We start from the raw sequence: 23253 nt of genomic DNA on the forward strand, positions 1-23253 counted from the left end.
GAGTTCTCAAGGTGCGGACGCTTCCTTTGTACTGACCCTCGCGGGCTTTCCTCCGGGCGCTTCCTTCGTTCTTGCGTTTCCGACTCTATCAGATCTTTTCGATCCGATTTCCTCGGTGCTTTCCGGGTGTTCGCTTTCGCGTTTCCCTTTCGGCGTGGTCACTACGTTAGCGGATTTCCCTTGCGGTTCATAATCGAGCCGCCGGCTCTGAATTCGGGCATGCCGAATCCATCCCCGCCAGGGTGAATCATCGTAGTGGTTTGGCCGCTTCCGGGCTGCCGACAGCAGTGCCCCGTTTCAAGCGGCTCGGGCTACGTTAGGCGTCCGCCAAGGTCGAGTCAAGTTGAGCGGCGGCGTGGCGCGTGGGCGCGATACGGGCTCACCGTCGGGTCGTGGGTGATCCAGTAGCGGTACGGATGGTGCGCGCCGTCGCCGCCCACTCCCGTGCGGGGGCCGACGCTCACCTGGTCGGAGGGGGTGGCGGTGCCCGCCAGCAGGGAGAGGGGGGAGGACGGGCCGGCGCAGAGGTCGGCGCCGTCCAGGGAGCGGTCGATGCCGAGGGCGGTCGCCAGGCGGGCCGGCCCTTTGGCCAGTTCCGCATCCCTTCTGGCGGAAAGCCGACGTTTACGGGCCAGCTCGGCGCCCACCGTGATCTCACCCGCGCGGAGCAGGACACCGCTCGCCTGGCCGACGGGGCCGCAGACGAGGTTCACGCTGAACCACATCCCATAGATGAAGTAGACGTACGCGTGTCCGGGCGGGCCGAACATCGACGCGTTGCGGGCGGTGCGGCCGCGGTAGGCGTGGGAGCCGGGGTCGGCCTCCCCCTCGTACGCCTCCACCTCGGTGATGCGCAGCTCGATGGGGCCGTCCGGGGTACGGCGGACCAGGACGCGGCCGAGGAGGTCGGGCGCCACGGTGAGGACCGGGCGGTCGTAGAAGCCGCGGGGCAGGGGCGTACGGTCGGGGCGCGCGCTCATCCGGTCGAGCGTAGTGGAACGCGTACGCCCGCAACCGGGGCCTATGGTTCCGCGTGGGTAAGAGGTAGTCGCACGCCTGCTCCAGCAGGACGAGTAAGGGGAGTAACGAGCATGGGGTTCAAGAAGCTGTTCGCGGCGCTCGGTGCCGGCGGGGCCTCGGTGGACACGATCATCACCGAGCCCAACGTCGTCCCGGGCGGGATCGTCCAGGGTGTGGTCCGCATCCAGGGCGGCTCCGTCGAGCAGCAGATCGAGGGGCTGTCGGTCGGTCTTCAGGCGCGGGTCGAGGTGGAGGGCGGCGACCAGGAGGTCAAGCAGGACATCGTCTTCACCAAGCAGCGGCTCGGCGGTGCCTTCGCGGTGCAGGCGGGCGCGCTGCACGAGGTGCCGTTCAGCCTGGAGATCCCGTGGGAGACGCCGGTGACCCACGTCGCCGCGTACCAGCTGCACGGGATGAACATCGGGGTGAGCACCGAGCTGGCGATCGCCCGCGCGGTCGACGCCGGTGACCTGGACCCGATCAACGTGCACCCGCTCCCGGCGCAGCAGGCGATCCTGGACGCGTTCGGGCAGCTCGGCTTCCGCTTCCGCAGCGCGGACATGGAGCGCGGGCACATCCGCGGGACGCGGCAGTCGCTGCCCTTCTACCAGGAGATCGAGTTCCTGCCGCCCCAGCAGTACCGGGGGCTGAACCAGGTGGAGCTCACCTTCATCGCGGACGGGCACGAGATGGACGTCGTGCTGGAGATGGACAAGAAGCCGGGGATGTTCACCGAGGGCAGCGACACCTACCGCTGCTTCCAGGTGGGTCTGCAGTCCTACCAGGGGACCGACTGGGCGGCGTACCTGAACCAGTGGATCGCCTCGGTGGGTTCGCAGCGCAACTGGTTCTAGGCTCCTGACGACCACACGTTCGCGATCAGGAGGGTCCAGAGGTGAGTGATCAGCGCAGGGCGCCGCTTCCGCACGACTTCCATCCCGAGGTACACGCCTTCACCGTGGTGAGCGACGACGTCCGGCACGGTGCGGATCTGGGCCACGCCCAGCTGCACGCGGGCGGGAACCTCTCGCCGCAGCTGCGGTGGGAGGGGTTCCCGGAGGGGACGAAGAGCTTCGCGGTGACGTGCTTCGACCCGGACGCGCCGACGGGCAGCGGGTTCTGGCACTGGGTGCTCTTCGATCTGCCGGTCTCGGTGACCGAGCTGCCGGCCGGGGCGGGCAGCGGCTCCTTCAAGGGGCTGCCGGCCGGGGCCGTGCACGTACGCAACGACTACGGCACGCAGGACTTCGGTGGGGCGGCGCCGCCCGCCGGGGAGCGGCACCGTTACGTGTTCACCGTCTACGCGGTGGACCAGGAGAAGCTCGGCCCCGGCGCCGACGTGTCTCCTGCCGTCGTCGGATTCAATCTGCGCTTCCACACGCTGGGGCGTGCGCAGCTGATCGCGGAGTACGAGGCTCCGGCCGGCGGCTGACGCGGGCCGATCGTTCTCCGAGCGTTTGCCCGGTCCTGGTCTAAAGGTGACCAGGACCGGGCATTTTTATTGCGTTGTCCCGCGTGGCGCGCGCGGCCAGAGTGGTTGCGGGCTTTGCCGCCAGGGTGGTCGCGGGCCTGCACACGGGAGGTGGGCGAGATGCGGGACACGCTGGTGCTGAATGCGAGCTTCGAGCCGCTGTCGACGGTGACGCTGAATCGAGCTGTCGTTCTGGTGCTCCAGGACAAGGCCGTCGTCGAGCAGTCGCACCCCGAACTGCGTGTGCGCGCCGCCGCCGTGGATCTTCCGATGCCCCGGGTGATCAGGCTGTGCAGGTATGTCAGGGTGCCCTTCCGAAGACACGCTCCCTGGTCCAGGCGGGGTGTGCTGGCGCGGGACCAGCACCGGTGCGCGTACTGCGGGCGGCGGGCGACCACCGTGGACCACGTGCTGCCCAGGGCGCAGGGCGGTGGGGACACCTGGATGAACACGGTGGCCTCCTGCGCGGAGGACAACCACCGCAAGGCGGCCCGGACTCCGGAGGAGGCGGGGATGCCGCTGCTGCGCAAGCCCTTCGTGCCGTCCCCCGCGGACGCGATGCTGCTGGCCATGGGGGCGAGCAGCCGGGAGGCACTGCCGGACTGGCTGGAGCGGACCGCCTAGGGTCGGTCCGGCTCGTCGGAGTCGGACGAGCCGGCCGGGCCGGGCCGGCCGGCCGACGTATCTCCGGTACGGCGGTCAGCGGAGCAGGATCTGGACGATGGCGATGACGCCGACCACCACGATGACCGCGCGCAGCACGGTCGGCGGGAGGCGTCGGCCGACCTTGGCCCCGAGCTGGCCGCCGAGGGTGGAACCGACGGCGATGAGCAGGACGGCCGTCCAGTCGAACTCCGCGACGAAGAGGAAGAAGACGGCCGCGACGCCGTTCACGACGGCGGCGAGGACGTTCTTGACGGCGTTGATGCGTTGCAGGTCGTCGTGGAGGAGCAGGCCCATCAGGCCGATGTAGAGCACGCCCTGGGCGGCGCCGAAGTAGCCGCCGTAGGCGCTGGCGAGCAGCATGCCGGCGTGCAGTGCCGGTCCCCCGTCGGGGTCGCCGGCGCCGCCGCCGGCCTTTTCCTGTCGCGCGCGCAGGGTCTTGGCGACCTTGGGCTGGATGACGACGAGGATCAGCGCGAGTCCGATGAGGACGGGCACGATCGTGTCGAAGGACTCCGAGGGCAGGGTGACGAGCAGGACCGCGCCGGCGAGACCGCCGACGAGGGCGGTGACCGCCAGCCGGAGCACGCGCCGGGCCTGGCCGCGGAGTTCCGCGCGGTAGCCGATGGCTCCGCTGATGGAACCCGGGACCAGGCCCAGGGTGTTGGACACGTTGGCGGTGACCGGGGGGAGCCCGGTGGCCAGCAGCACCGGAAAGGTGATCAGGGTGCCGGAGCCGACGATGGTGTTGATGGTGCCGGCGCCGATGCCGGCGGCGAAGACCGCGAGTGCTTCCCAGATGGACAAGGCCATCTCCTTCAGTCGGTGAGACGCCTCCCCGCCAGAGGTCGAGGGGCCTCACCGATCATGCAGGAGCGGCTGCCGGCTCAGTCGATGGGGGGCTGCTCGCGCCGCTCCCCGCCGACGTTCTTCGGTGCCTGAGGGGGTACGTGCGGCGCCTGGGGCGGCTGGAGTCCGCCGCCACCGCCGCCGAAGTTGCCGATGGCGCCGGAGAGGCCCTTGAGTGCGTCGCCGATCTCGCTGGGCACGATCCAGAGCTTGTTGGCGTCGCCCTCGGCGATCTTCGGGAGCATCTGGAGGTACTGGTAGGAGAGCAGCTTCTGGTCCGGGTCGCCGGCGTGGATGGACTCGAAGACCGTACGGATGGCCTGGGCCTCGCCCTCGGCGCGCAGTGCGGCGGCCTTGGCGTCACCTTCGGCGCGCAGGATGGAGGACTGCTTCTCGCCCTCGGCGCGCAGGATCTCGGACTGCCGGACACCTTCGGCCTGGAGGATCGCGGCGCGCTTGTCGCGGTCGGCGCGCATCTGCTTCTCCATCGAGTCCTGGATGGAGGTCGGCGGCTCGATGGCCTTGAGCTCGACGCGGTTGACGCGGATGCCCCACTTGCCGGTGGCCTCGTCGAGGACGCCGCGCAGGGCCGCGTTGATCTCCTCGCGGGAGGTGAGGGTGCGCTCCAGGTCCATGCCGCCGATGATGTTGCGCAGGGTGGTGACGGTGAGCTGCTCGATGGCCTGGATGTAGCTGGCGACCTCGTACGTCGCGGCGCGGGCGTCGGTCACCTGGTAGTAGATGACGGTGTCGATGTTGACGACCAGGTTGTCCTGGGTGATCACCGGCTGCGGCGGGAACGGGACGACCTGTTCGCGCAGGTCGATCCGGTTGCGGATCGAGTCGATGAACGGAACGACGATGTTCAGGCCCGCGTTGAGGGTGCGGGTGTAGCGGCCGAACCGCTCGACGATGGCGGCGCTGGCCTGCGGGATCACCTGGATCGTCTTGACCAGTGCGATGAAGACCAGAACCACCAGAATGATCAGGACGATGATGATCGGTTGCATGCGTTCCCCGTGCCCTTCCGGCTGTCCGTGCAGCCCCGTTGAGCGGAGTTTCGCAGACCCGGGGGCCGCGGGTCGGCTGCTTTGACGTGCCTGGTACTGATGTGATGCGGTGTCACGCTCGCGATGTCACATGACGCCGGCGGACGCGATGTCACATGACCACGGCGGTCGCGCCGTCGATGTCGACGACGTCGACCTGCTGGCCGGGTTCGAAGATGGTGTGCGCGTCGAGCGTGCGCGCGGACCAGATCTCCCCGGCGAGCTTGATGCGCCCGCCGGCGCCGTCGACGCGTTCGAGCACGACGGCCGTTCTGCCCTTCAACGCCTCGATCCCGGTGCGGTGTTGGGGCCGCTGGCTGCGGTGCCGGTTGGCGATCGGCCGGACGACCGCGATGAGGGCGACCGAGACGATCACGAAGACCAGGACCTGGGCGACCACGCCCGCACCGAGGGCCGCCGTGACGGCGGCCGCGACCGCGCCCACGGCGAACATGCCGAACTCCGGCATGGCGGTGAGGACGAGGGGGATCCCCAGTCCGACCGCGCCGATGAGCCACCACACCCATGCGTCGATGTCCACATGGTCATGGTAGGTCCGGCGGGCGCGGTCCGGACAGGGTGCGAAGGTCCCGTGAACCGTCGGGGTGTGGCCGTGGTGGCCGCTACGCGGCGCCGGTCAGCGCAGGGGCAGGCCCTGGGCGGTCCAGCGGTCGTGGTCGTTGCGCTCGACGACGAGCGGGAGCCCGAAGCAGAGGGAGAGGTTGCGGGAGGTCAGTTCGAGGTCGAGGGGACCGGCGGTGACCACCTTGCCCTGACGGATCATCAGGACGTGCGTGAAGCCGGGGGCGATCTCCTCGACGTGGTGCGTGACCATGACCATGGACGGCGCCATCGGGTCGCGCGCGAGGCGGCCGAGGCGGCGTACGAGGTCCTCGCGGCCGCCGAGGTCGAGGCCGGCGGCGGGCTCGTCCAGGAGCAGCAGCTCGGGGTCGGTCATCAGCGCGCGGGCGATCAGCGTGCGCTTGCGCTCGCCCTCGGAGAGGGTGCCGAACTTGCGGTCGAGGTAGTCGCTCATGCCCAGGCGGTCGAGGAAGGCGCGGGCACGCTGCTCGTCGATGTCCTCGTACTCCTCCTGCCAGCCGGCGGTCATGCCGTAGGCGGCGGTGAGCACGGTCTGCAGGACCGTCTGCCGCTTGGGGAGCTTGTCGGCCATCGCGATGCCGGCCACGCCGATGCGGGGGCGCAGCTCGAAGACGTCGGTGCCAGGCTTGCCGAGGGTGCTGCCGAGGATGGTGGCAGCGCCCCTGGTGGGGAAGAGGTAGCTGGAGGCGACGTTGAGCAGGGTGGTCTTCCCGGCGCCGTTGGGGCCGAGAATGACCCAGCGCTCCCCCTCCTTGACCGACCAGGAGACCTGGTCCACCAGAGCCCGGCCCTCGCGGACCACGGATACGTCCACCAGCTCCAGAACATCGCTCATGAGCGTGTTGTCACCCCTTGCAGTCACGGTTCTGTGTGCGCCAGCGGGCGCAGCCCCAGACGCAAACCTACGCCACTGGCGGAGCGGTCCGGGGCCGGGGCCCGGCCGTGGCCGGGTCCGTATGGTGGGGGGATGCTTGTGGAACCACGTTCAGGGCGGCTGGCCGCCTGGGGGAACGCTCTGCTGGCCGGTCTCGTCTCGCCCGACGAGGCCGCGCTGTCGATCGTGGGCGAGGACGCGGTGCACCGCGTCACGGGACTGCCGGGCGAGCCGGGGCCGGTCGGCCTGACGCTCGCGCTCGGGCGGCTGCGGGCGCTGGGGGTGACGGGCCTGCGGGTCGCGCTGCCGGCGCCGGGCCATCCGCTGGGGCTGAGCGGTCCGCCGGAGTTCAACGCCAAGGCCCTGGAGGCCGAGGAGGCCGTGGTGTGCCGGGGCGCGGCGCTCGGGCTGGTGCCGGAGGTCACGTCGGCGGGGCCGGCGGGGGACGAGCACGTCTCGGTGCTGTGGCAGTGCCTGCCGGTACGGGACGCCCCGCCGGCGGACGTGCCGTCGCTGGGCGAGGCGGAGCGGGAACTGGCGGAGGCCCTGCGGGAGGCGACCGCCGTCCTGACGCGGCTGGACCTGGCCGGGTCGGGTCCGGTGGCCGAGGCGGCGCTGGCGGCGTACCGCGCGCGGGCGGAGGCGGGGCGGGAGATCCTGGCGCCCGGCTACCCGCCGCGCGCGGCGCGGGTGCTGGAGCTGGCGCAGCGGGTGGGGCTGATGATCTCGCTGGCGTACGAGCGGGGGCACGGGGCGGCGGTGTCCGCGTCGGAGATGACGGCGCGGGCGGTGGCGCTGCGGCCGGTGGAACGGGTGGGGAGGCGGGCGCAGGTGGCGGCGTACAACGCGGCGGTGGAGCAACGCGAGCGGTAGCCCCCCGGCGGGCTGCGGGCCCGGCGCCCGGCGGAGCCCTGCGGGCGGCGGGCGGCACGTCCGGCTGCCCTGCGGGCGGCGTGGTTGCGGGGTCGGCTCCCCGCAGGCGGGCCTCGCGTGCGGCTCCCCACGGGTAGTGGGGTCACGCCCTGCGGGCGGCTGGGTCGGCTGACCGCCGGTGGGGGTGCCCCGCGCTCCGCGCGGGGTGGTCTCCCACCCACCCACCCATGACGCGGTGATCAGCAGCGGACCCGCCACGGTCGCGGTTGCGCACCGCCGGCGCGCAGCCGCCCGGCGGGCTGCGGCCCCGGTGCCCGGCTCCCCCGCCGGGAGGCCGCCCTGCGGGCGGCGTCACGCCCGGCCCGGCGGGTCACCCTGCGGGCGGCCAGCGGCACGTCCGGCTGCCCTGCGGGCGGCGGGGTCGGCTGACCGCCGGTGGGGGGTCCCCCGCGCTCCGCGCGGGGTGGTCTCCCACCCGCCCGCCCATGACGCGGTGATCAGCAGCGGACCCGCCACGGTCGCGGTTGCGCACCGCCGGCGGGTGCAGGCCGTCCGTCCAGGCCGCGGGCGCCGGGGGGCGGCCGTCGGGCGCCACGGCGGGGCGCACCCCGTACGTGGGCTCGACCGAGCCGCGCGGGACGGTTGGGCAACGGGGGCGGGCCGCCCCCGGGGCGGGGTGCGCGTCGGCGGGTGGGCGGCGGCGGGCCGGGCGGCGGGCTGCGGGGGGGGGGTGGGTCAGGCGTTGATGCCCGTGTTGCCCCAGGCCGGGTTCAGGAGGGCGATGACGTTCGCCGTGTTGCCCACCACGTTGACCGGGACGTGCAGCGGGACCTCGATGAGGTTGCCCGAGGCCACGCCCGGCGAGCCGACGGCCTCGCCGGCCGCGTGGGCGCCGCCGTGCGCCGCGGAGACACCGGCGCCCGCGGCGACGAGGCCGCCCGCGATCATGGAGACGGCAGCGGCCTTCTTGATGTTCTTCACGTTCGGATTCCTCCAGTGCGTCCGCCGCGGCCAGCCGCCGCGGCACGCATGGAGAACGGCCGGTGCCCGGGCGGGATACGCCATGTGGGCGACGTACACCCGTCCGTATGAATCAGTCGGTGAGGCCGTGCCGGACGGCCCACAGCGCCGCCTGGGTGCGGTCCGCCAGGTCCAGCTTCATCAGGATGTTCGAGACGTGCGTCTTGACCGTCTTCTCGGACAGGACCAGCGCGCGGGCGATCTCGCGGTTGGAACGGCCGTCCGCGATCAGGGACAGCACCTCGCGTTCGCGTTCGGTCAGGGTGGTGCCGCCGCGCGAGGTCGGGGACTCGTCCTGGGCGAGGAGGGCGACCGCCACCTCGGGCTGGAGCAGGACGTGGCCCGCGTGGACCGAGCGGATGGCCGCGGCCAGCGCCTCGGGGTCGATGTCCTTGTAGACGTAGCCGGCCGCGCCCGCGCGCAGCGCGGGGATCACCGTGCGCTGCTCGGTGAAGCTGGTGACGATCAGGACCCGGGCGGGGTTGGCCAGCTCGCGCAGCCGCCGCAGCGCGTCGACGCCGTCCATGCCCGGCATCTTGATGTCCATCAGGATCACGTCGGGGCGGAGTTCCTCGGCGCGCTCGGTGCCCTCCGCGCCGTCCGACGCCTCCCCCACCACCTCGATGTCGTCCTGGATCTCCAGGAACGTCCGCAGGCCGCGCCGTACGACCTGGTGGTCGTCCACCAGCAGGACGCGGATGGGCGTGTCAGCCACCGGGGACCTCCATCTCGATCGTGGTGCCCTCGCCGGGCGCCGATTGCACGGTGAGCCGTCCGCCCGCACCGCTCGCGCGGTCGCTCATGGAGACCAGGCCGAGGTGGCGGCCGGCCCGGCGGACGGTCCGGGGGTCGAAGCCCTTGCCGTCGTCGGCCACCCGCAGGACCGCGCCGCCGCCGCTGCGGGTGAGGGTGACCGCCACCTGCGCCGCGCCCGCGTGCCGCAGGGCGTTGTGGAGGGCTTCCTGGGCCACGCGCAGGAGGGCTTCCTCCTGGGCCGCGGGCAGGGCGCGTACGCCGTCACAGGTGAAGGTGACATGGGCGGCGTGCGCGCGGTCCAGGACGTGGATCTGGTTGCGCAGGGTCGCGACGAGGCCGTCCTCGTCGAGGGCGGCCGGGCGGAGCTCGACGACGGCGGCGCGCAGCTCGTCGGCGGCCTCGGCGGCCAGGGCCGCGACCTGCTGGAGCTCGCCCTTGGCGCGGGCCGGGTCGCGGTCGACGAGCGCGGTGGCGGCCTGGGCGGTCAGGCGCAGCGAGAAGAGCTTCTGGGCGACCGCGTCGTGCAGTTCGTGGGCCAGCCGGGAGCGTTCCTCGGCGATGGTGAGCTCGCGGCTGCGTTCGTAGAGCCGGGCGTTGGTCAGGGCGATCGCGGCGTGCTGGGCGAGGATGCCGAGGAGTTCCTCGTCCTCGGCGGTGAATCCGCAGCCGCCGCCGGCGCGGGGGCAGCGCTTGTTGGCGAGGAAGAGGGCGCCGAGGATCTCCTCGCCGTCGCGGATGGGCAGGCCGAGGAAGTCCGACATCTCGGGGTGGGCCGCCGGCCAGCCGCCGAAGCGCGGGTCCTCGCGTACGTCGGCCAGCCGCTCGGCGCCGGGCTGGTGGAGCATCGCGGCGAGGATGCCGTGCTGGCGGGGCAGGGGGCCGATGCGGCGCCACTGTTCGTCGCTGACGCCGTCGACGACGAACTGGGCGAAGCCGCCGTGGTCGTCGGGGACGCCGAGGGCCGCGTACTCGGCGTCGAGCAGCTCGCGGGCCGAGACGACGATCGTCTTGAGGACGTCGCGGACCTCCAGGTGGCGGCTCATGGCCAGCAGCGCAGTGCTCACCGCTGCCAGGCCCGCGCGTGGTCCGTTGTGCATGGGCTCACCGTACCCGCGGCCGTGACCTGCGGGATCGGGCTGCGGGACTAGGGCCAAGGGCGGGGGGCGGGTGGGGCCGGGGGCCGAGGCGCGGACGGGGCGCGCCTTCCTACGTTGGGGGCATCCGAAGAGGGACCGACGCGACGGAAGGCAGGGGTGGTCATGGCGGTGGCGATCGTGACGGGGGCTTCGCGGGGGCTGGGCCGGGCGCTGGCCGGGGAGCTGGCGGGGCGCGGCTGGGACGTGGTGGTGGGGGCGCGGGACGCCGGGGCGCTCGGGGAGGCGGTGGCGGAGCTCACCGGGAACGGCGCCGGCGGGCGGGTGGTTGCGGTGCCGGGTGACGTGGCCTCAGGCCCGTACCGGGCGGCGCTGGTGGCGGCGGCGCGGGAGCTGGGCGGGCTGGACCTGCTGGTGAACAACGCGGGGGTGCTGGGGGCCGAGCCGCTGGTTCCGCTGGCCGAGCAGGGGCTGGCGGGGTTCGAGCGGGCGCTGGCGGTGAACGTGGTGGGGCCGCTGGGGCTGGTGCAGGAGGCGCTGCCGCTGCTGCGGGCGTCGGCGGCGGGCGGGGCGGTGCTGAACGTGAGCTCGGACGCGGCGGTGGTGGCGTACGCGACGTGGGGGGCGTACGGGGCGACCAAGGCGGCGGTGGACCAGCTGTCGGCGGTGCTGGCGGTGGAGGAGCCGGGGGTGCGGGTGTGGTGGGCGGATCCGGGGTCGATGCGGACGCGGATGATGGCGGCGGCGGAGCCGGAGGAGGACCTGACGGGGCTGTCGGCGCCGGGTGAGGTGGCTCCGGTGCTGCTGCGGCTGGTGGCCGAGGGGCTGCCGAGCGGGCGGTACACCGCTGAGGAGCTGGCGGACGGCTTCGCGGGCGGCGGCCCGTCGGGTACGGGGGTCCCGGCGGGTACGGACGGCCCGGCGGGCGGTGGCGCCGGGGGGCGTGTGGGCGGGGGGCTGCGGTGACTACCCCTTCTCTGTATATACCGGACATTCCGCCGGAGCTTTCGGCACGGGTCCCCGCCGAGCAGCGCGGGCCGGGGCGGGGCCGGGACGCGGTGCGGCTGCTGGTCTCGCGCGGCACGAGCGTGGACCTGCGCGCCTTCGCCGAGCTGCCGGACCTGCTGCGGGCCGGGGACGTCCTGGTGGTCAACACGTCGGCCACGCTGCCGGCGGCGGTGGACGGGCGACTCGGCGCGGCCGGGGTCGTCGTGCACTTCTCGACGCGGGGGGACGACGGCCGCTGGGCCGTGGAGCTCAGGGACAAGGACCGGCGGGGCACGACCGCGCCCCGGGCGGGCGGTCCGGCGGGGGCGGTGGTGGAGCTGCCGGACGGCCTCCGCCTCGTCCTGGAGGAGCCGCTGGCCGCCGGGGCGGACCGGCTGTGGTGGGCGCGCCCGTCGGGGCGGGACGTGCTGGGGGTGATGCGGGCGTACGGGCGGCCGATCCGGTACGCGTACACGGAGCGGGACCAGCCGCTGTCGGCGTATCAGACGGTGTTCGCGCTGCCCTCGCCCGACGGGGCGGGGTCGGCGGAGATGCCGAGCGCGGCCCGGCCCTTCACGGAGGCGCTGGTGGCGCGGCTGGTGAGCCGGGGGGTGCAGTTCGCGCCGCTGACCCTGCACACGGGGGTGGCGTCGGCGGAGGCGCACGAGCCGCCGTACCCGGAGCGGTACGCGGTCCCGCCGGCCACGGCGTGGCTGGTGAACGCGGCCCGGGCCGGCGGGGGAAGGGTGATCGCGGTGGGGACGACGGCGGTGCGGGCGCTGGAGTCGGCGGCCGGGGCGGACGGGGCGGTGCGGGCGGCCGCGGGGTGGACGGACCTGGTGGTGACCCCGGAGCGGGGGGTGCGGGTGGTGGACGGCCTGCTGACCGGGCTGCACGAGCCGCAGGCCTCGCACCTGCTGATGCTGGAGGCGGTCGCGGGGCGGGCGGCCGTACGCCGCGGGTATGCCGAGGCGCTGGCCCGTCTCTGCCTTTGGCACGAGTTCGGTGACCTGCATCTACTGCTCAGGGATGAGGGCGGTCACGCATTGAATTGCTGACGCAACGTGGGGTGAGACCGTTACATGGCCGATGTGAGCCCGCGCATAGGACCCACGTCACTTACGAAGCGGTGTAGTTGATCCATAAAGACGGTGTTAGTGCTGCTGTGGTCCGCTCTGGTACCGAAATCGGAGGTTGCTCCCCGGGCCCTGATCCACTATCCGGCTTCGTACGTCACACCTTTGCCAGAGGATTTTGCCGCCGCTAAGAATTGCCGTCGTCGCAACAGCGCCGCGGATCCCGGATCCGAGCGGCGCTTTCCTGCGGCTCCCGCTCTTCGTAAAGGTGTGCTCCATGTCTGCGTCCAGCTCTGCCGGTCATAGCCGTCTGACCAAGGCCCACAAGATGTCGATCGCCGGCGTCGCCACCCTCGGTGCCGCTGCCCTCGCTTTCTCCCTGGTTCCGGCCGGTGCGACCCAGGCGCAGGCCCAGTCCCTGACGGTCGCCCCCGTCGCGTGGACCGCCGCCACCCCCGCGAAGACCGCCGCGCACCTGAGCGCCCAGCAGGTCGTCGCCGCCAAGAAGGCGGACGACGCCAAGGCCAAGGCCGAGGCCGCCGCCAAGAAGGCCCGCGAGCAGAAGGCGGCCGCGAGCCGTTCCGCCGCCCGCACCCCGGTCTTCGCCAACAACCTGGACGGCTGGATCAAGGAAGCCCTCTTCATCATGAAGAAGGAGGGCATCCCCGGCACCTACCAGGGCATCCACAAGAACATCATGCGCGAGTCCAGCGGTAACCCGCGCGCCATCAACAACTGGGACATCAACGCCCAGAACGGCATCCCCTCGAAGGGTCTGCTCCAGGTCATCCTGCCGACCTTCAAGGCGTACCACGTCAAGGGCACCAAGTTCGACCAGTACGACCCGGTCGCCAACATCGTCGCCGCCTGCAACTACGCGGCCGACCGCTACGGCTCCATGGACAACGTGAACAGCGCCTACTAAGGGCACCGAGGCTGTTCCCCGCCAGTCCCCCATGCGCCGCAGGGCAGCACCCGGATCCGGGTGCCGCCCTGCGGCGTACGTGCGTGCCCTGTCGCGTTACTTGCGCATGACCTCGGGCTCGTGGCGGCGCAGCAGGCGGGCCACCGCGAAGCCGCAGGCGACGCCCATGAGGACCAGGATGGTGATGTCCAGCGTCCACTGGCCGATCGTGGCGTCCCACAGCGGGTCGAGGTTGCCGGGGTTCTTCGCGTCCCACGGCGGCATCAGGTGGGCGAGGTCCAGCGTGGTGCCCGCGGCGGCGACGGCCCAGCGGGACGGCATCAGCCAGGCGAACTGCTCCAGGCCCGGGGAGTCGTAGACCTGGAAGAGGATGCCGGTGAAGACGACCTGGACGATCGCGAACATGACGAGCAGCGGCATGGTCTTCTCGGCGGTCTTCACCAGCGAGGAGATCACCAGGCCGAACATCATCGAGGTGAAGCCGAGGGCGATCACCGACAGGCAGAGCTCGACGGCCGGGGGCATGATCAGGCCCTCTTCGGGCAGCGCGCGGGGCGCGAAGCCGATGCCGCAGATGATCACGCCCTGGATGGCGGTGATGACGCCGAGGACGATCACCTTCGACATGAGGTACGCCGACCGGGACAGACCGGTGGCGCGCTCGCGCTCGTAGATGACCCGTTCCTTGATCAGCTCGCGGACCGAGTTGGCGGCGCCGGAGAAGCACATGCCGACCGCGAGGATCAGCATGATCGTGCCGGCGTCGCCGTTGAACCGGCTCGGCGGGGTCGGCTTGCCGAGGCCGAAGTCGGCCGGGATGACGATGGAGACCACGCCGAGGACGGCCGGCAGGATCAGCATCAGAGCGAGGAAGCCCTTGTCGGAGGCGATCACCGACACGTAGCGGCGGACCAGGGTCCACAGCTGGGAGCCCCAGGCCTGCGGCTTCGGCGGGTTCAGCTGCTGCGGCGACGGCATGGTCACCGACTGCGGGGCGACGGCGTCGAGGTCGGCGGCGTACAGCTGGTAGTGCTGCGAGCCCTTCCAGCGGCCGGCCCAGTCGTAGTCGCGGTAGTTCTCGAAGGCCGAGAACACGTCCGCCCAGGTCTGGTAGCCGAAGAAGTTCAGCGCCTCGTCCGGCGGGCCGAAGTAGGCCACCGAACCGCCCGGGGCCATCACCAGCAGCTTGTCGCACAGCGACAGCTCGGCGACGGAGTGGGTGACGACCAGGACCGTGCGGCCGTCGTCGGCGAGGCCGCGCAGCAGCTGCATGACGTCGCGGTCCATGCCCGGGTCGAGGCCGGAGGTGGGCTCGTCCAGGAAGATCAGCGAGGGCTTGGTGAGCAGCTCCAGGGCCACGGACACGCGCTTGCGCTGACCGCCGGAGAGCGCGGTGATCTTCTTGTCCTTGTGGATGTCGAGCTTGAGCTCGCGCAGCACCTCGTCGATACGGGCGGCGCGCTCGGACTCGGCGGTGTCGCCGGGGAAGCGCAGCTTGGCCGCGTACTTCAGGGCGGTCGAGACCTTCAGCTCCTTGTGCAGGATGTCGTCCTGCGGGACCAGGCCGATGCGCTGGCGGAGCTCCGCGAACTGCTTGTACAGGTTGCGGTTGTCGTAGAGGACGTCGCCCTGGTCGGCGGGCCGGTAGCCGGTCAGCGCCTTGAGCAGGGTGGACTTGCCGGAGCCGGACGGGCCGATGACACCGATCAGCGACTTCTCGGGGACGCCGAAGGTGACGTCCTTGAGGATCTGCTTGCCGCCGTCGACCGTGACCGTCAGGTGGCGGGCCGAGAAGGAGACGTCGCCGGAGTCGACGAACTCCTCGAGGCGGTCGCCGACGATGCGGAAGGTGGAGTGGCCGACGCCGACGATGTCGTTCGGGCCGAGCAGCGCGGTGCCGGACTTGGGCAGCGGCTGGCCGTTGACGTAGGTGCCGTTGTGGCTGCCGAGGTCGTGGATCTCGAAGCGGCCACCGGTGGAGCGGAACTCCGCGTGGTGGCGCGAGACCTGGAGGTCGGAGACGACGAGCTCGTTCTCCAGGGCACGGCCGATGCGCATGACGCGGCCGACGGCGATCTGGTGGAACGTGGTCGGGCTGCGGTCGCTGTAGCCCTGCTGGCCGCCGGGCGCGGCGGCGCGGCCGGCGTCACCGCCGCCGTGCTGCTGCGGGACGAAGGGCTGCTGCTGGTACTGCTGAGCCTGCGGCTGCTGCTGGTACGCCTGCTGCTGGACCGGAGCCTGCTGCTGCGCGCCGGGCCAGGCCTGCTGGGCCTGCTGCGCCGCCTGCGCGACGGCCGGCTGCGGTGCGGCGGCGGCGGCGCTGAGATTCAGCCGCGGGCCGTCGTTGGCGTTGCCGAGGAGCACCGGCGTGCCGGGCGTCAGCTCGGCCTGCTGCACCCGGCTGCCCAGCACGTACGTGCCGTTGGTGCTGCCGTGGTCCTCGATGGCCCAACCCCGGCCGTTCCAGCTGATGGTGGCGTGCCGCCAGGAGACCCGGGCGTCATCGATCACCACGTCGCCCTGGGGATCGCGCCCCAGTGAGTACGACCTGGACGGATCGAGCGTCCAGGTCCTTCCGTTCAATTCCAGTACGAGTTCCGGCACTCCAGCCCCACTTGTTGTCCCCCGAGGATCCCCCTGACGTCAGGGAGTCTAGGGATCGCGAACATCGTGGGGAACTATTCCAGGCCTGCGGCCACAAGTGGTATTCGGGCCTGGCATCGGGCCTGCGCGGCCGCCCGCCGAGGGCCCGAAAGGCACCCGGAGAGTGCGATACGGGACTTCTCGGAACGCCGGGAGCACCGGTGACGCGGGAGCACCGGCGACGCGGGCGGGACGGCGAACCGGGCGGGGCGGCGACGCGGGCGGGACGTCGGGAGGTGTTCATCCCGGGGCCACCGGCCCGACCACCGGGAGGACCGCCGTGCGGGGAGGTTCGGGGGGGCGGCGTCCACAGAGTGGTCCAGGGGCGCCCGGAGAGGACGGGGAAGATACCGTGGTCGCACCATGAGCGCTTCGCAGACCTCCGACGTCCCCACCCTCCTCGTCAAGATCTTCGGCAAGGACCGTCCCGGGATCACCGCCGGGCTGTTCGACACCCTCGCCGCCTACTCCGTCGACGTCGTCGACATCGAGCAGGTCGTCACCCGTGGCCGCATCGTGCTGTGCGCCCTCGTCACCAAGCCCGCCGTGGGCGCGGAGGGCGAGCTGCGGGCCACCGTGCACAGCTGGGCCGAGTCCCTCCGGCTCCAGGCCGAGATCATCTCGGGCACCGGTGACAACCGGCCGCGCGGCAGTGGCCGTTCCCATGTCACGGTGCTGGGTCACCCGCTCACCGCGGAGGCCACGGCGGCCATCGCCGCCCGGATCACCGCCACCGGCGGCAACATCGACCGTATCTTCCGGCTCGCCAAGTATCCCGTGACCGCCGTCGAGTTCGCCGTCTCCGGCACCGAGACCGAGCCCCTGCGCACCGCGCTGGCGCTCGCGTCCGGGCACATCGGGGTGGACGTGGCCGTGGTGTCGGCCGGGCTGCACCGCCGGGCGCAGCGGCTGGTCGTCATGGACGTGGACTCGACCCTGATCCAGGACGAGGTCATCGAGCTGTTCGCGGCGCACGCCGGCTGCGAGGCCGAGGTGGCCGCGGTGACCGAGCGGGCGATGCGCGGCGAGCTGGACTTCGAGCAGTCGCTGCACGCGCGGGTGGCGCTGCTGGCCGGGCTGGACGCCTCGGTCGTGGACAAGGTGCGGGCCGAGGTACGGCTCACGCCCGGCGCCCGGACCCTGATCCGGACGCTCAAGCGGCTCGGGTACCAGGTGGGGGTCGTCTCCGGCGGGTTCACGCAGGTCACGGACGACCTCAAGGAGCGGCTGGGGCTGGACTTCGCCTCCGCCAACACCCTGGAGATCGTCGACGGCAAGCTCACCGGCCGGGTCGTGGGCGAGGTCGTCGACCGGGCCGGCAAGGCGCGGCTGCTGCGCCGGTTCGCCACCGAGGCCGGGGTGCCGCTGGCGCAGACGGTGGCGATCGGGGACGGCGCCAATGACCTGGACATGCTGAACGCGGCGGGGCTGGGCGTGGCCTTCAACGCCAAGCCGGTGGTGCGCGAGGCCGCGCACACCGCGGTGAACGTGCCGTTCCTGGACGCCGTGCTGTACCTGCTGGGCATCACCCGGGAAGAGGTCGAGGCCGCCGACCTGGCATGAGCGGTCCCGCAGTACGGCGCAGGGCCCCGGCGGTCGCCGGGGCCCCGCGCCGTATGCGGGCCGCCGGATGCGGGATCAGTGGTCCTTCGGGGTCCAGAAGTCCAGCAGGGTCCCGACCCCGTGCTCGACGGACTTCCAGGAGCCGGTGAAGGAGACGACGGCCAGCGCGGCGGTCGGGAAGCCGGACCGGCTCATCCGGGCCAGGGTGTCGCCCTCGGCCCGGCCGGTGAGCGCGTCCGCGAGGGCGTGCATGCCCGGGTTGTGGCCGATGACCAGGAGGTCGCCGACCTCGTCGGAGGTCTCGTTGACGAGGGCGATGAGCTCGCCCAGCGAGGCCTCGTACAGCCGCTCCTCGTAGACCGTCTTGGGCCGGTGGGGCAGTTCCTGCACGGCGAGCTTCCAGGTCTCGCGGGTGCGGACGGCCGTGGAGCAGAGGGCCAGGTCGAAGGTGATGCCGGTTTCGGCAAGCTTCAGTCCGACGGCCGGGGCGTCCTTGCGACCTCGCTCCGCCAGCGGCCTTTCATGGTCGGAGCCCTCGGGCCAGTCGGCCTTGGCGTGCCGGAGGAGGGCGATCCTGCGGGGTGTGTCGGCGCTCATGACTCCCAGCTTCGCACGAAACGAGCCATGGGGCGCAGGGTGTTGAGGGGCTCACCCGCACGGGGCAGGGCGCACGCCCGCGGCGGGCTGTGCGCCCCTGGCCTGGGCCCGTCGGCCCTGGTCAGCCGAGGGCGCGCAGGATCTGGCCGGTGACCTGGGTGATCGCGGGGCCCTCACCGGAGGCCGCCTGGGCCTGGCCGGAGCCGGCGAGCAGGAGCAGCAGCAGGACGAAGGCGAGGGCGGGCAGCGCGAGGGCCCACCAGTGCAGCCGGGCGTCGGCACCGGCCGCCGCCCGGGGCCGTATCCGCGCGGCCGGCGCGCCCGGCCCGGCCGGCGCGGAGGAGGCGTACGGCCCGAAGGAGGCGTACGGCGCCGAGGAGGCGTGGGGAGGGGTGGCATACGACGCGGAGTGCGCGTACGCCGTGGTGGCCGGGGTGACGGACCGGGTGTGCGTCGGGGCCGACATGACCGCCTCCGTGGGGTTTCGGCTGGGACTTCCTCGCTCTCTTCGAATCTATGGATCGAAGGACGCGCTTCCCATCCGGGGCACACCCCAGATCACCCTGAGCCCCGCCCCCTAGGGGTTACGGGGGTTATCCCCACCAAGGGCCCGGCGGAGGGCCGCCCGGGGCCCGGCGGGGGGCCACCGCGGGGCCGTCAGGGCGAGGCGATGGTCGCGATGATGGCGATGATCACGGTCACGCCGAGCATCGCGCCGAGGACGATGCCGAGCTTCTTGTGGCCGTTGGTGGGGTTCGGTTCGAGAACGGGCATGCGCATCAGTCTCGCATGCCGCATTCGTCCTCGACCGTGCGGTCCCGGCCCGCCAGGACGCCCAGCGCGATCTGCGGCACGAGCAGGCAGGCCATCAGCGCCAGCGGCAGGTCCCAGCCGCCGCTGTGCTGGTAGAGGGTGCCGATGACCAGGGGTCCGGGGATGGAGATGAGGTAGCCGGTGCTCTGGGCGAACGCGGAGAGCTTGACGACGCCCGCCGGGGACTTGGCGCGCAGTCCGATCATCGTGATGACGAGCGGGAAGGCGCAGTTGGAGACGCCGAGCAGCAGGGCCCAGGCCCAGGCGCCGGCGGCCGGGGCGAAATAGAGGCCGGCGTAACCGGCGAGGCCGAAGAGGCCGAGGACGACGGCGATGACGCCCTGGTTGCGCAGGCGCCCGGCGACCCCGGGGATGACGAAGGCGAGCGGGACGCCCATCACCATGGTGACGGCGAGCAGCACGCCGGCGGTGCCGGCGGAGACCCCGGCGTCGCGGAAGATCTGCGGGAGCCAGCCCATGGTGATGTAGGCGCCGGTGGCCTGGAGGCCGAAGTAGCAGGCCAGGGCCCAGGCGGTGCGGCTGCGGACGATCCGGATGCCCGGGTCCGCGGCGGCCGCGGGCGCTGCGCTGCGCGCGTCCCGGCGGGCCCGCAGGGCGATGGGCAGCCAGGGCAGTACGGCGGCCAGCGCGAGCACGGCCCACACCAGCAGCCCGGCCCGCCAGCCGCCGCCCAGCAGGCCCTCGGTCATCGGCACGGTCGCGGCGGCGGCCAGCGAGGTGCCGGCGGCCAGGGCCATGGAGTACAGGCCGGTCATGGTGCCGACCTTGGCGGGGAACCAGCGCTTGACGATCACCGGCAGCAGCACGTTGGTGAGCGCGATACCGGCGAGCGAGAGGGCGCTGGCGGCGAGGAAGCCGGCCGCGCCGTGCGTGAAGGGCCGGATCAGCAGGCCGGCGGCGACGGCGGCCATGCCGGCGCAGACGACGGCGGCCGGGCCGAAGCGGCGGGAGAGCCGGGGCGCGGTGATGCCGAAGACCGCGAAGCACAGGGCGGGGACGGAGGTGATCAGTCCGGCGACGGTGCCGCTCATGCCGAGGCCGGTGCGGACCTCCTCGAAGAGGGCACCGAGGCTGGTGATGGCGGGCCGCAGGTTCAGGGCGGCGAGCACGATGCCGACGATGAGCACGGGACCGAGCCACCGGGGGTCCGGGGCCGCGGCGGCACCGGACCCGGCGGTGGTCCCGGAGACGGGACCGCGCCGGTCCGGACGGGTGACGGCGGGCCGCTTCATGGTCTGGATGTCTTCGTCGGGCATGGCGCCATCATAGAATCATGGGATGATTGGTTGTCCACCCCGGTACGCTTCCCGCAGCGTTGTCCACCCCGGAACGAAGAAGGCCCCATGCCGCTGACGTCCCCCCGGCGCTCCGCACTGGTCGACCAGGTGATCGCCCAGCTCCGCAACCAGATCACCTCCGGCGAGTGGCCGGTGGGCTCGCGCATCCCCACCGAGCCGGAACTGGTGGAGCTGCTGGGCGTGGCCCGCAACACCGTGCGCGAGGCGGTGCGGGCCCTGGCGCACAACGGACTGCTGGACATCCGGCAGGGCTCGGGCACGTACGTCCTGGCCACCAGCGAGCTGGCCGGGGTGATGCACCGGCGCTTCGCGGGCGCCGATCCGCGGCACATCGCGGAGCTGCGCTCGACGCTGGAGTCGTCGGCGGCACGGCTGGCGGCGGAGCGGCGCACGGACAAGGACCTGCTCCAGCTGGACGCGCTGCTCGCGCGCCGCGAGGAGGCCTGGGCCTCGGGGGACGCCGAGCGCTTCGTGGCCGCCGACATGGCCCTGCACATGGCGGTGGTGACCGCCTCGCACAACGAGGTCCTGATCGAGCTGTACGCCGACCTCGGCGACCTGGTGCGGGACTGGCTGCGCACGGACGTGGGCACCGAGCTCACCCCCGGGACGCACCTGGACCACGCCCGGCTGATCGAGGCGATCCGCCGCGGGGACGGCGCCACGGCGGCCTCGGAAGCCGGCGGCTACCCCTTCGCCTGCCTCGGCGAGCGCTGACCCGGCGCCCCGAACGCGGCGCCCGGCACCGGGCGCGCCCGGGCTCAGGGGCGCTCGTGGCTGACCCAGGCGGAGCGGACCTCCTTCCAGCAGCGGCCGGCCAGCTCGACGCGGCCGGCCGGGCCGACCGCCGCCGGCGCGCCGTCGCCGTCCACGTCCCACCAGCGGTCGCACTCGACGTGCAGGCGGACCAGGTCGGTCTCGGCGTAGCGATTGTGGCAGTACGCGGCGACGTACGAGCCCGTGATCTCCAGGTCGCAGTCCGCGCCGAACAGGTCCCGGGCGGGCGGCCGGGCGGGCTGGGCGGGGGGCTCCGCGGCGATGTCACCGGCGTCCACGGCGTCCGCCGGGCCGGCGTCCGGGGGCTGCGCGACCGCACCCGGGATCAGAAGGCCGGTCAGGACGACCGAGGTGACCAGCAGCGATACCGCCCGGCTCCGCCTCGCGCGCACTCCCGTACCTCCTCCCCGCAGCACGCCGGGAAGATCCCGACCCGGTCAGTTTGACGGTATATGCCCGCATTCTCGACTCGGAACGATCCGGTCGGGCCACGCAACGCGGAAGGCCGCGCCCCCCGGAAGGGGGGCGCGGCCTTCAGCCGTACGCGCGTGCGCACGGGCGTACGTTCGCCAGATGCTCAGGCGCCCATCGCGTGCAGGCCGCCGTCCACGTGGACGATCTCGCCGGTGGTCTTCGGGAACCAGTCCGACAGCAGGGCCACGACGCCCTTGCCGGTCGGCTCCGGGTCGCTCATGTCCCACTCCAGCATGGAGCGGGAGTTCCAGACCTCGGCCAGCTCGCCGAATCCCGGGATGGACTTCGCGGCCATGGAGCCGATCGGACCGGCCGAGACCAGGTTGCAGCGGATGTTCTCCTTGCCCAGGTCGCGGGCGAGGTAGCGGCTGGTGGCCTCCAGGGCGGCCTTGGCCGGGCCCATCCAGTCGTACTGCGGCCAGGCGAACTGCGCGTCGAAGGTGAGGCCGACGACGGCCGCACCCTCCGCCGGGAAGAGCGGCTTGCAGGCCATGGTCAGCGACTTCAGCGAGAACGCCGAGACGTGCATGGCGGTGGCGACCGACTCGAACGGGGTGTTCAGGAAGTTGCCGCCGAGGGCGTCCTGCGGCGCGAAGCCGATCGAGTGGACGACGCCGTCGAGGCCGCCGAGCTCGTCGCGGACGAGGCCCTCCAGGCGGGCCAGGTGCTCGTCGTTGGTGACGTCGAGCTCGATCACCTTGACCGGCTTCGGCAGCTTCTTCGCGATGCGCTCGGTCAGCGACGGGCGCGGCCACGCGGTGAGGATGACCTCGGCGCCCTGCTCCTGGGCCAGCCTGGCGGTGTGGAAGGCGATGGAGGACTCCATCAGCACACCCGTGATGAGGATGCGCTTGCCGTCGAGAATTCCGCTCATGTGATCAGTGACCCATGCCCAATCCGCCGTCAACGGGAATGACGGCTCCAGTGATGTACGCGGCGTCGTCGGACGCCAGGAAGCTCACGGCGGCGGCGATCTCCTCGGGCTGCGCGTAGCGGCCGAGGGGGACCTGCGAGACGATGCCGGCGCGCTGCTCGTCGGTGAGCACCTTCGTCATGTCGGTGTCCACGAAGCCGGGGGCCACCACGTTGAAGGTGATGTTGCGGGAGCCCAGCTCACGGGCGAGGGAGCGGGCGAAGCCGACGAGGCCGGCCTTGGAGGCGGCGTAGTTGGCCTGGCCGGCCGAGCCCAGCAGCCCGACGACCGAGGAGATGAGGACGACGCGGCCCTTCTTGGCGCGGAGCATGCCGCGGTTGGCACGCTTGACGACGCGGAAGGTGCCCGTGAGGTTGGTGTCGAGGACGGAGGTGAAGTCCTCCTCGGACATGCGCATCAGCAGCTGGTCCTTGGTGATGCCGGCGTTCGCCACCAGCACCTCGACCGCGCCGTGCTTGTCCTCGATCTCCTTGTACGCCTGCTCGACCTGCTCCGAGTCGGTGATGTCGCAGCGGACCGCCAGCACACCCAGCTCGGTGAGGGCCTCCGGCGGCTCACCCGAGCGATACGTGATCGCGACCTTGTCGCCGCCCTCGGCGAAGGCGCGGGCGATGGCGAGGCCGATGCCCCGGTTTCCTCCGGTGACGAGAACCGAGCGGCTCAACAGATCACCCTTTCACTAGCGGTCTGAATAGCAAAAACCTATCGGGCGCACCCGTCATCCGGGGAATCGGTCCCCGACAGGGCCGCGCGACGGGCTCTGTGGGTTCCCTACAGAACCGGGCGGTCCGCGGCGCCCTCCGCGGCTCCCTCCGCGGCGCGGCGGACGCACCGCAATTTCCGTCGCAGGTCCGTCGCCCAGCGTGATTGACT

At 72.4% G+C, this 23253-nt stretch carries 25 protein-coding genes; 9 read left to right on the plus strand and 16 right to left on the minus strand.

Features of this window, described 5'->3' with window-relative positions; genetic code table 11:
* Window positions 1-338: 338 nt before the first annotated feature.
* Window positions 339-980, minus strand: a complete 642-nt coding sequence (locus tag ACZ6KO_RS08020) for a DNA-3-methyladenine glycosylase (protein ID WP_469301633.1) — start codon at window positions 978-980, stop codon at window positions 339-341.
* A gap of 111 nt (window positions 981-1091) precedes the next feature.
* On the opposite strand from ACZ6KO_RS08020, the gene ACZ6KO_RS08025 reads away from it, so the two are divergent.
* The 3 genes from ACZ6KO_RS08025 (at window position 1092) to ACZ6KO_RS08035 (ending at window position 3115) form a co-directional block, all read left to right on the plus strand.
* Window positions 1092-1874, plus strand: a complete 783-nt coding sequence (locus ACZ6KO_RS08025) for a sporulation protein (protein ID WP_469301635.1) — start codon at window positions 1092-1094, stop codon at window positions 1872-1874.
* A gap of 41 nt (window positions 1875-1915) precedes the next feature.
* Complete coding sequence (locus ACZ6KO_RS08030; RefSeq protein WP_469301637.1) at window positions 1916-2452, plus strand: YbhB/YbcL family Raf kinase inhibitor-like protein; 537 nt, start codon at window positions 1916-1918, stop codon at window positions 2450-2452.
* Window positions 2453-2611: 159 nt separating this feature from the next.
* Window positions 2612-3115: an HNH endonuclease gene (locus tag ACZ6KO_RS08035; protein WP_469301639.1), complete on the plus strand. Its 504-nt coding sequence runs from the start codon at window positions 2612-2614 to the stop codon at window positions 3113-3115.
* 75 nt (window positions 3116-3190) lie between these two features.
* Here ACZ6KO_RS08035 and ACZ6KO_RS08040 read toward each other — a convergent pair whose 3' ends face one another.
* The 4 genes from ACZ6KO_RS08040 to ACZ6KO_RS08055 form a co-directional block, all read right to left on the minus strand.
* Entirely contained in the window at window positions 3191-3967 is a 777-nt protein-coding gene (locus ACZ6KO_RS08040) for a sulfite exporter TauE/SafE family protein (protein ID WP_469301641.1), read from the minus strand.
* Between the two features lie 74 nt (window positions 3968-4041).
* Window positions 4042-5013 (minus strand): SPFH domain-containing protein, encoded by a 972-nt coding sequence (locus tag ACZ6KO_RS08045; protein WP_469301644.1) that lies wholly within the window; start codon window positions 5011-5013, stop codon window positions 4042-4044.
* A 151-nt stretch (window positions 5014-5164) separates the two neighbouring features.
* Window positions 5165-5593, minus strand: a complete 429-nt coding sequence (locus ACZ6KO_RS08050; protein WP_469301648.1) for an NfeD family protein — start codon at window positions 5591-5593, stop codon at window positions 5165-5167.
* Between the two features lie 96 nt (window positions 5594-5689).
* The gene (locus tag ACZ6KO_RS08055) at window positions 5690-6490 is read right to left on the minus strand and encodes an ABC transporter ATP-binding protein (protein ID WP_469301652.1); all 801 of its coding nucleotides are present in this window, start codon (window positions 6488-6490) and stop codon (window positions 5690-5692) included.
* Between the two features lie 132 nt (window positions 6491-6622).
* Here ACZ6KO_RS08055 and ACZ6KO_RS08060 point away from each other — a divergent pair, with 132 nt between their 5' ends.
* The gene (locus tag ACZ6KO_RS08060; protein ID WP_469301654.1) at window positions 6623-7402 is read left to right on the plus strand and encodes a hypothetical protein; all 780 of its coding nucleotides are present in this window, start codon (window positions 6623-6625) and stop codon (window positions 7400-7402) included.
* A gap of 735 nt (window positions 7403-8137) precedes the next feature.
* Here the strand turns inward: ACZ6KO_RS08060 and ACZ6KO_RS08065 are convergent.
* The 3 genes from ACZ6KO_RS08065 to ACZ6KO_RS08075 form a co-directional block, all read right to left on the minus strand.
* Complete coding sequence (locus ACZ6KO_RS08065) at window positions 8138-8383, minus strand: chaplin (protein ID WP_469301657.1); 246 nt, start codon at window positions 8381-8383, stop codon at window positions 8138-8140.
* Window positions 8384-8495: 112 nt separating this feature from the next.
* A complete protein-coding gene (locus ACZ6KO_RS08070; RefSeq protein WP_469301659.1) occupies window positions 8496-9137 on the minus strand; it encodes a response regulator in 642 nt (213 codons plus the stop codon).
* Entirely contained in the window at window positions 9130-10275 is a 1146-nt protein-coding gene (locus ACZ6KO_RS08075; RefSeq protein ID WP_469301662.1) for a GAF domain-containing sensor histidine kinase, read from the minus strand. Before ACZ6KO_RS08075 ends, ACZ6KO_RS08070 begins: the two co-directional genes overlap by 8 nt.
* Window positions 10276-10437: 162 nt before the next feature.
* On the opposite strand from ACZ6KO_RS08075, the gene ACZ6KO_RS08080 reads away from it, so the two are divergent.
* The 3 genes from ACZ6KO_RS08080 (at window position 10438) to ACZ6KO_RS08090 (ending at window position 13260) form a co-directional block, all read left to right on the plus strand.
* Window positions 10438-11238 (plus strand): SDR family NAD(P)-dependent oxidoreductase, encoded by an 801-nt coding sequence (locus tag ACZ6KO_RS08080; protein ID WP_469301666.1) that lies wholly within the window; start codon window positions 10438-10440, stop codon window positions 11236-11238.
* Window positions 11235-12317: an S-adenosylmethionine:tRNA ribosyltransferase-isomerase gene (locus tag ACZ6KO_RS08085; protein ID WP_469301668.1), complete on the plus strand. Its 1083-nt coding sequence runs from the start codon at window positions 11235-11237 to the stop codon at window positions 12315-12317. Before ACZ6KO_RS08080 ends, ACZ6KO_RS08085 begins: the two co-directional genes overlap by 4 nt.
* Before the next feature lie 295 nt (window positions 12318-12612).
* The gene (locus tag ACZ6KO_RS08090; protein WP_469301670.1) at window positions 12613-13260 is read left to right on the plus strand and encodes a transglycosylase SLT domain-containing protein; all 648 of its coding nucleotides are present in this window, start codon (window positions 12613-12615) and stop codon (window positions 13258-13260) included.
* 96 nt (window positions 13261-13356) lie between these two features.
* Here the strand turns inward: ACZ6KO_RS08090 and ACZ6KO_RS08095 are convergent, their stop codons facing one another.
* Window positions 13357-15864, minus strand: coding sequence for an ABC transporter ATP-binding protein/permease (locus ACZ6KO_RS08095; protein ID WP_469301672.1), 2508 nt, complete (start codon window positions 15862-15864; stop codon window positions 13357-13359).
* Between the two features lie 402 nt (window positions 15865-16266).
* Here ACZ6KO_RS08095 and serB point away from each other — a divergent pair, with 402 nt between their 5' ends.
* On the plus strand, window positions 16267-17466 hold the full coding sequence (gene serB, locus ACZ6KO_RS08100; RefSeq protein ID WP_469301674.1) for a phosphoserine phosphatase SerB: 1200 nt from the start codon (window positions 16267-16269) through the stop codon (window positions 17464-17466).
* Between the two features lie 75 nt (window positions 17467-17541).
* On the opposite strand, the gene ACZ6KO_RS08105 is transcribed toward serB, so the two are convergent.
* From ACZ6KO_RS08105 to ACZ6KO_RS08120, 4 genes are all read right to left on the minus strand, one after another.
* Window positions 17542-18063 (minus strand): SixA phosphatase family protein, encoded by a 522-nt coding sequence (locus ACZ6KO_RS08105; RefSeq protein WP_469301676.1) that lies wholly within the window; start codon window positions 18061-18063, stop codon window positions 17542-17544.
* Window positions 18064-18184: 121 nt separating this feature from the next.
* Window positions 18185-18529, minus strand: a complete 345-nt coding sequence (locus ACZ6KO_RS08110) for a hypothetical protein (RefSeq protein ID WP_469301678.1) — start codon at window positions 18527-18529, stop codon at window positions 18185-18187.
* 191 nt (window positions 18530-18720) lie between these two features.
* On the minus strand, window positions 18721-18837 hold the full coding sequence (locus tag ACZ6KO_RS08115) for an SGM_5486 family transporter-associated protein (protein WP_469301680.1): 117 nt from the start codon (window positions 18835-18837) through the stop codon (window positions 18721-18723).
* Between the two features lie 5 nt (window positions 18838-18842).
* On the minus strand, window positions 18843-20153 hold the full coding sequence (locus ACZ6KO_RS08120; RefSeq protein ID WP_469301683.1) for a CynX/NimT family MFS transporter: 1311 nt from the start codon (window positions 20151-20153) through the stop codon (window positions 18843-18845).
* 87 nt (window positions 20154-20240) lie between these two features.
* Between ACZ6KO_RS08120 and ACZ6KO_RS08125 the strand changes: the two genes are divergently transcribed.
* The gene (locus ACZ6KO_RS08125; protein WP_469301684.1) at window positions 20241-20912 is read left to right on the plus strand and encodes a FadR/GntR family transcriptional regulator; all 672 of its coding nucleotides are present in this window, start codon (window positions 20241-20243) and stop codon (window positions 20910-20912) included.
* 44 nt (window positions 20913-20956) lie between these two features.
* On the opposite strand, the gene ACZ6KO_RS08130 is transcribed toward ACZ6KO_RS08125, so the two are convergent.
* The 3 genes from ACZ6KO_RS08130 to fabG form a co-directional block, all read right to left on the minus strand.
* Window positions 20957-21364: a hypothetical protein gene (locus ACZ6KO_RS08130; protein ID WP_469301686.1), complete on the minus strand. Its 408-nt coding sequence runs from the start codon at window positions 21362-21364 to the stop codon at window positions 20957-20959.
* A gap of 185 nt (window positions 21365-21549) precedes the next feature.
* Window positions 21550-22320 carry an enoyl-ACP reductase FabI gene (gene fabI / locus ACZ6KO_RS08135; RefSeq protein WP_469301688.1) on the minus strand — a complete coding sequence of 257 codons (771 nt, stop codon included), beginning with the start codon at window positions 22318-22320 and terminating at the stop codon, window positions 21550-21552.
* A gap of 4 nt (window positions 22321-22324) precedes the next feature.
* The gene (fabG, locus tag ACZ6KO_RS08140) at window positions 22325-23044 is read right to left on the minus strand and encodes a 3-oxoacyl-[acyl-carrier-protein] reductase (RefSeq protein ID WP_469301691.1); all 720 of its coding nucleotides are present in this window, start codon (window positions 23042-23044) and stop codon (window positions 22325-22327) included.
* Between the last annotated feature and the right edge of the window lie 209 nt (window positions 23045-23253).

Source organism: Streptomyces sp. NPDC042102, from assembly GCF_055582305.1.

Excerpts from the sequence above, each read along its gene's own strand:
- ACZ6KO_RS08040 (WP_469301641.1), bottom strand. The coding sequence starts at position 3,967 with ATGGCCTTGTCCATCTGGGAAGCACTCGCGGTCTTCGCCGCCGGCATC.
- serB (WP_469301674.1), top strand. The coding sequence starts at position 16,267 with ATGAGCGCTTCGCAGACCTCCGACGTCCCCACCCTCCTCGTCAAGATC.
- ACZ6KO_RS08055 (WP_469301652.1), bottom strand. The coding sequence starts at position 6,490 with ATGAGCGATGTTCTGGAGCTGGTGGACGTATCCGTGGTCCGCGAGGGC.
- ACZ6KO_RS08115 (WP_469301680.1), bottom strand. The coding sequence starts at position 18,837 with ATGCCCGTTCTCGAACCGAACCCCACCAACGGCCACAAGAAGCTCGGC.
- ACZ6KO_RS08125 (WP_469301684.1), top strand. The coding sequence starts at position 20,241 with ATGCCGCTGACGTCCCCCCGGCGCTCCGCACTGGTCGACCAGGTGATC.
- ACZ6KO_RS08035 (WP_469301639.1), top strand. The coding sequence starts at position 2,612 with ATGCGGGACACGCTGGTGCTGAATGCGAGCTTCGAGCCGCTGTCGACG.
- ACZ6KO_RS08020 (WP_469301633.1), bottom strand. The coding sequence starts at position 980 with ATGAGCGCGCGCCCCGACCGTACGCCCCTGCCCCGCGGCTTCTACGAC.
- ACZ6KO_RS08105 (WP_469301676.1), bottom strand. The coding sequence starts at position 18,063 with ATGAGCGCCGACACACCCCGCAGGATCGCCCTCCTCCGGCACGCCAAG.
- ACZ6KO_RS08045 (WP_469301644.1), bottom strand. The coding sequence starts at position 5,013 with ATGCAACCGATCATCATCGTCCTGATCATTCTGGTGGTTCTGGTCTTC.
- ACZ6KO_RS08090 (WP_469301670.1), top strand. The coding sequence starts at position 12,613 with ATGTCTGCGTCCAGCTCTGCCGGTCATAGCCGTCTGACCAAGGCCCAC.
- ACZ6KO_RS08025 (WP_469301635.1), top strand. The coding sequence starts at position 1,092 with ATGGGGTTCAAGAAGCTGTTCGCGGCGCTCGGTGCCGGCGGGGCCTCG.
- ACZ6KO_RS08120 (WP_469301683.1), bottom strand. The coding sequence starts at position 20,153 with ATGCCCGACGAAGACATCCAGACCATGAAGCGGCCCGCCGTCACCCGT.
- ACZ6KO_RS08060 (WP_469301654.1), top strand. The coding sequence starts at position 6,623 with ATGCTTGTGGAACCACGTTCAGGGCGGCTGGCCGCCTGGGGGAACGCT.
- ACZ6KO_RS08110 (WP_469301678.1), bottom strand. The coding sequence starts at position 18,529 with ATGTCGGCCCCGACGCACACCCGGTCCGTCACCCCGGCCACCACGGCG.
- ACZ6KO_RS08075 (WP_469301662.1), bottom strand. The coding sequence starts at position 10,275 with ATGCACAACGGACCACGCGCGGGCCTGGCAGCGGTGAGCACTGCGCTG.
- fabI (WP_469301688.1), bottom strand. The coding sequence starts at position 22,320 with ATGAGCGGAATTCTCGACGGCAAGCGCATCCTCATCACGGGTGTGCTG.
- ACZ6KO_RS08080 (WP_469301666.1), top strand. The coding sequence starts at position 10,438 with ATGGCGGTGGCGATCGTGACGGGGGCTTCGCGGGGGCTGGGCCGGGCG.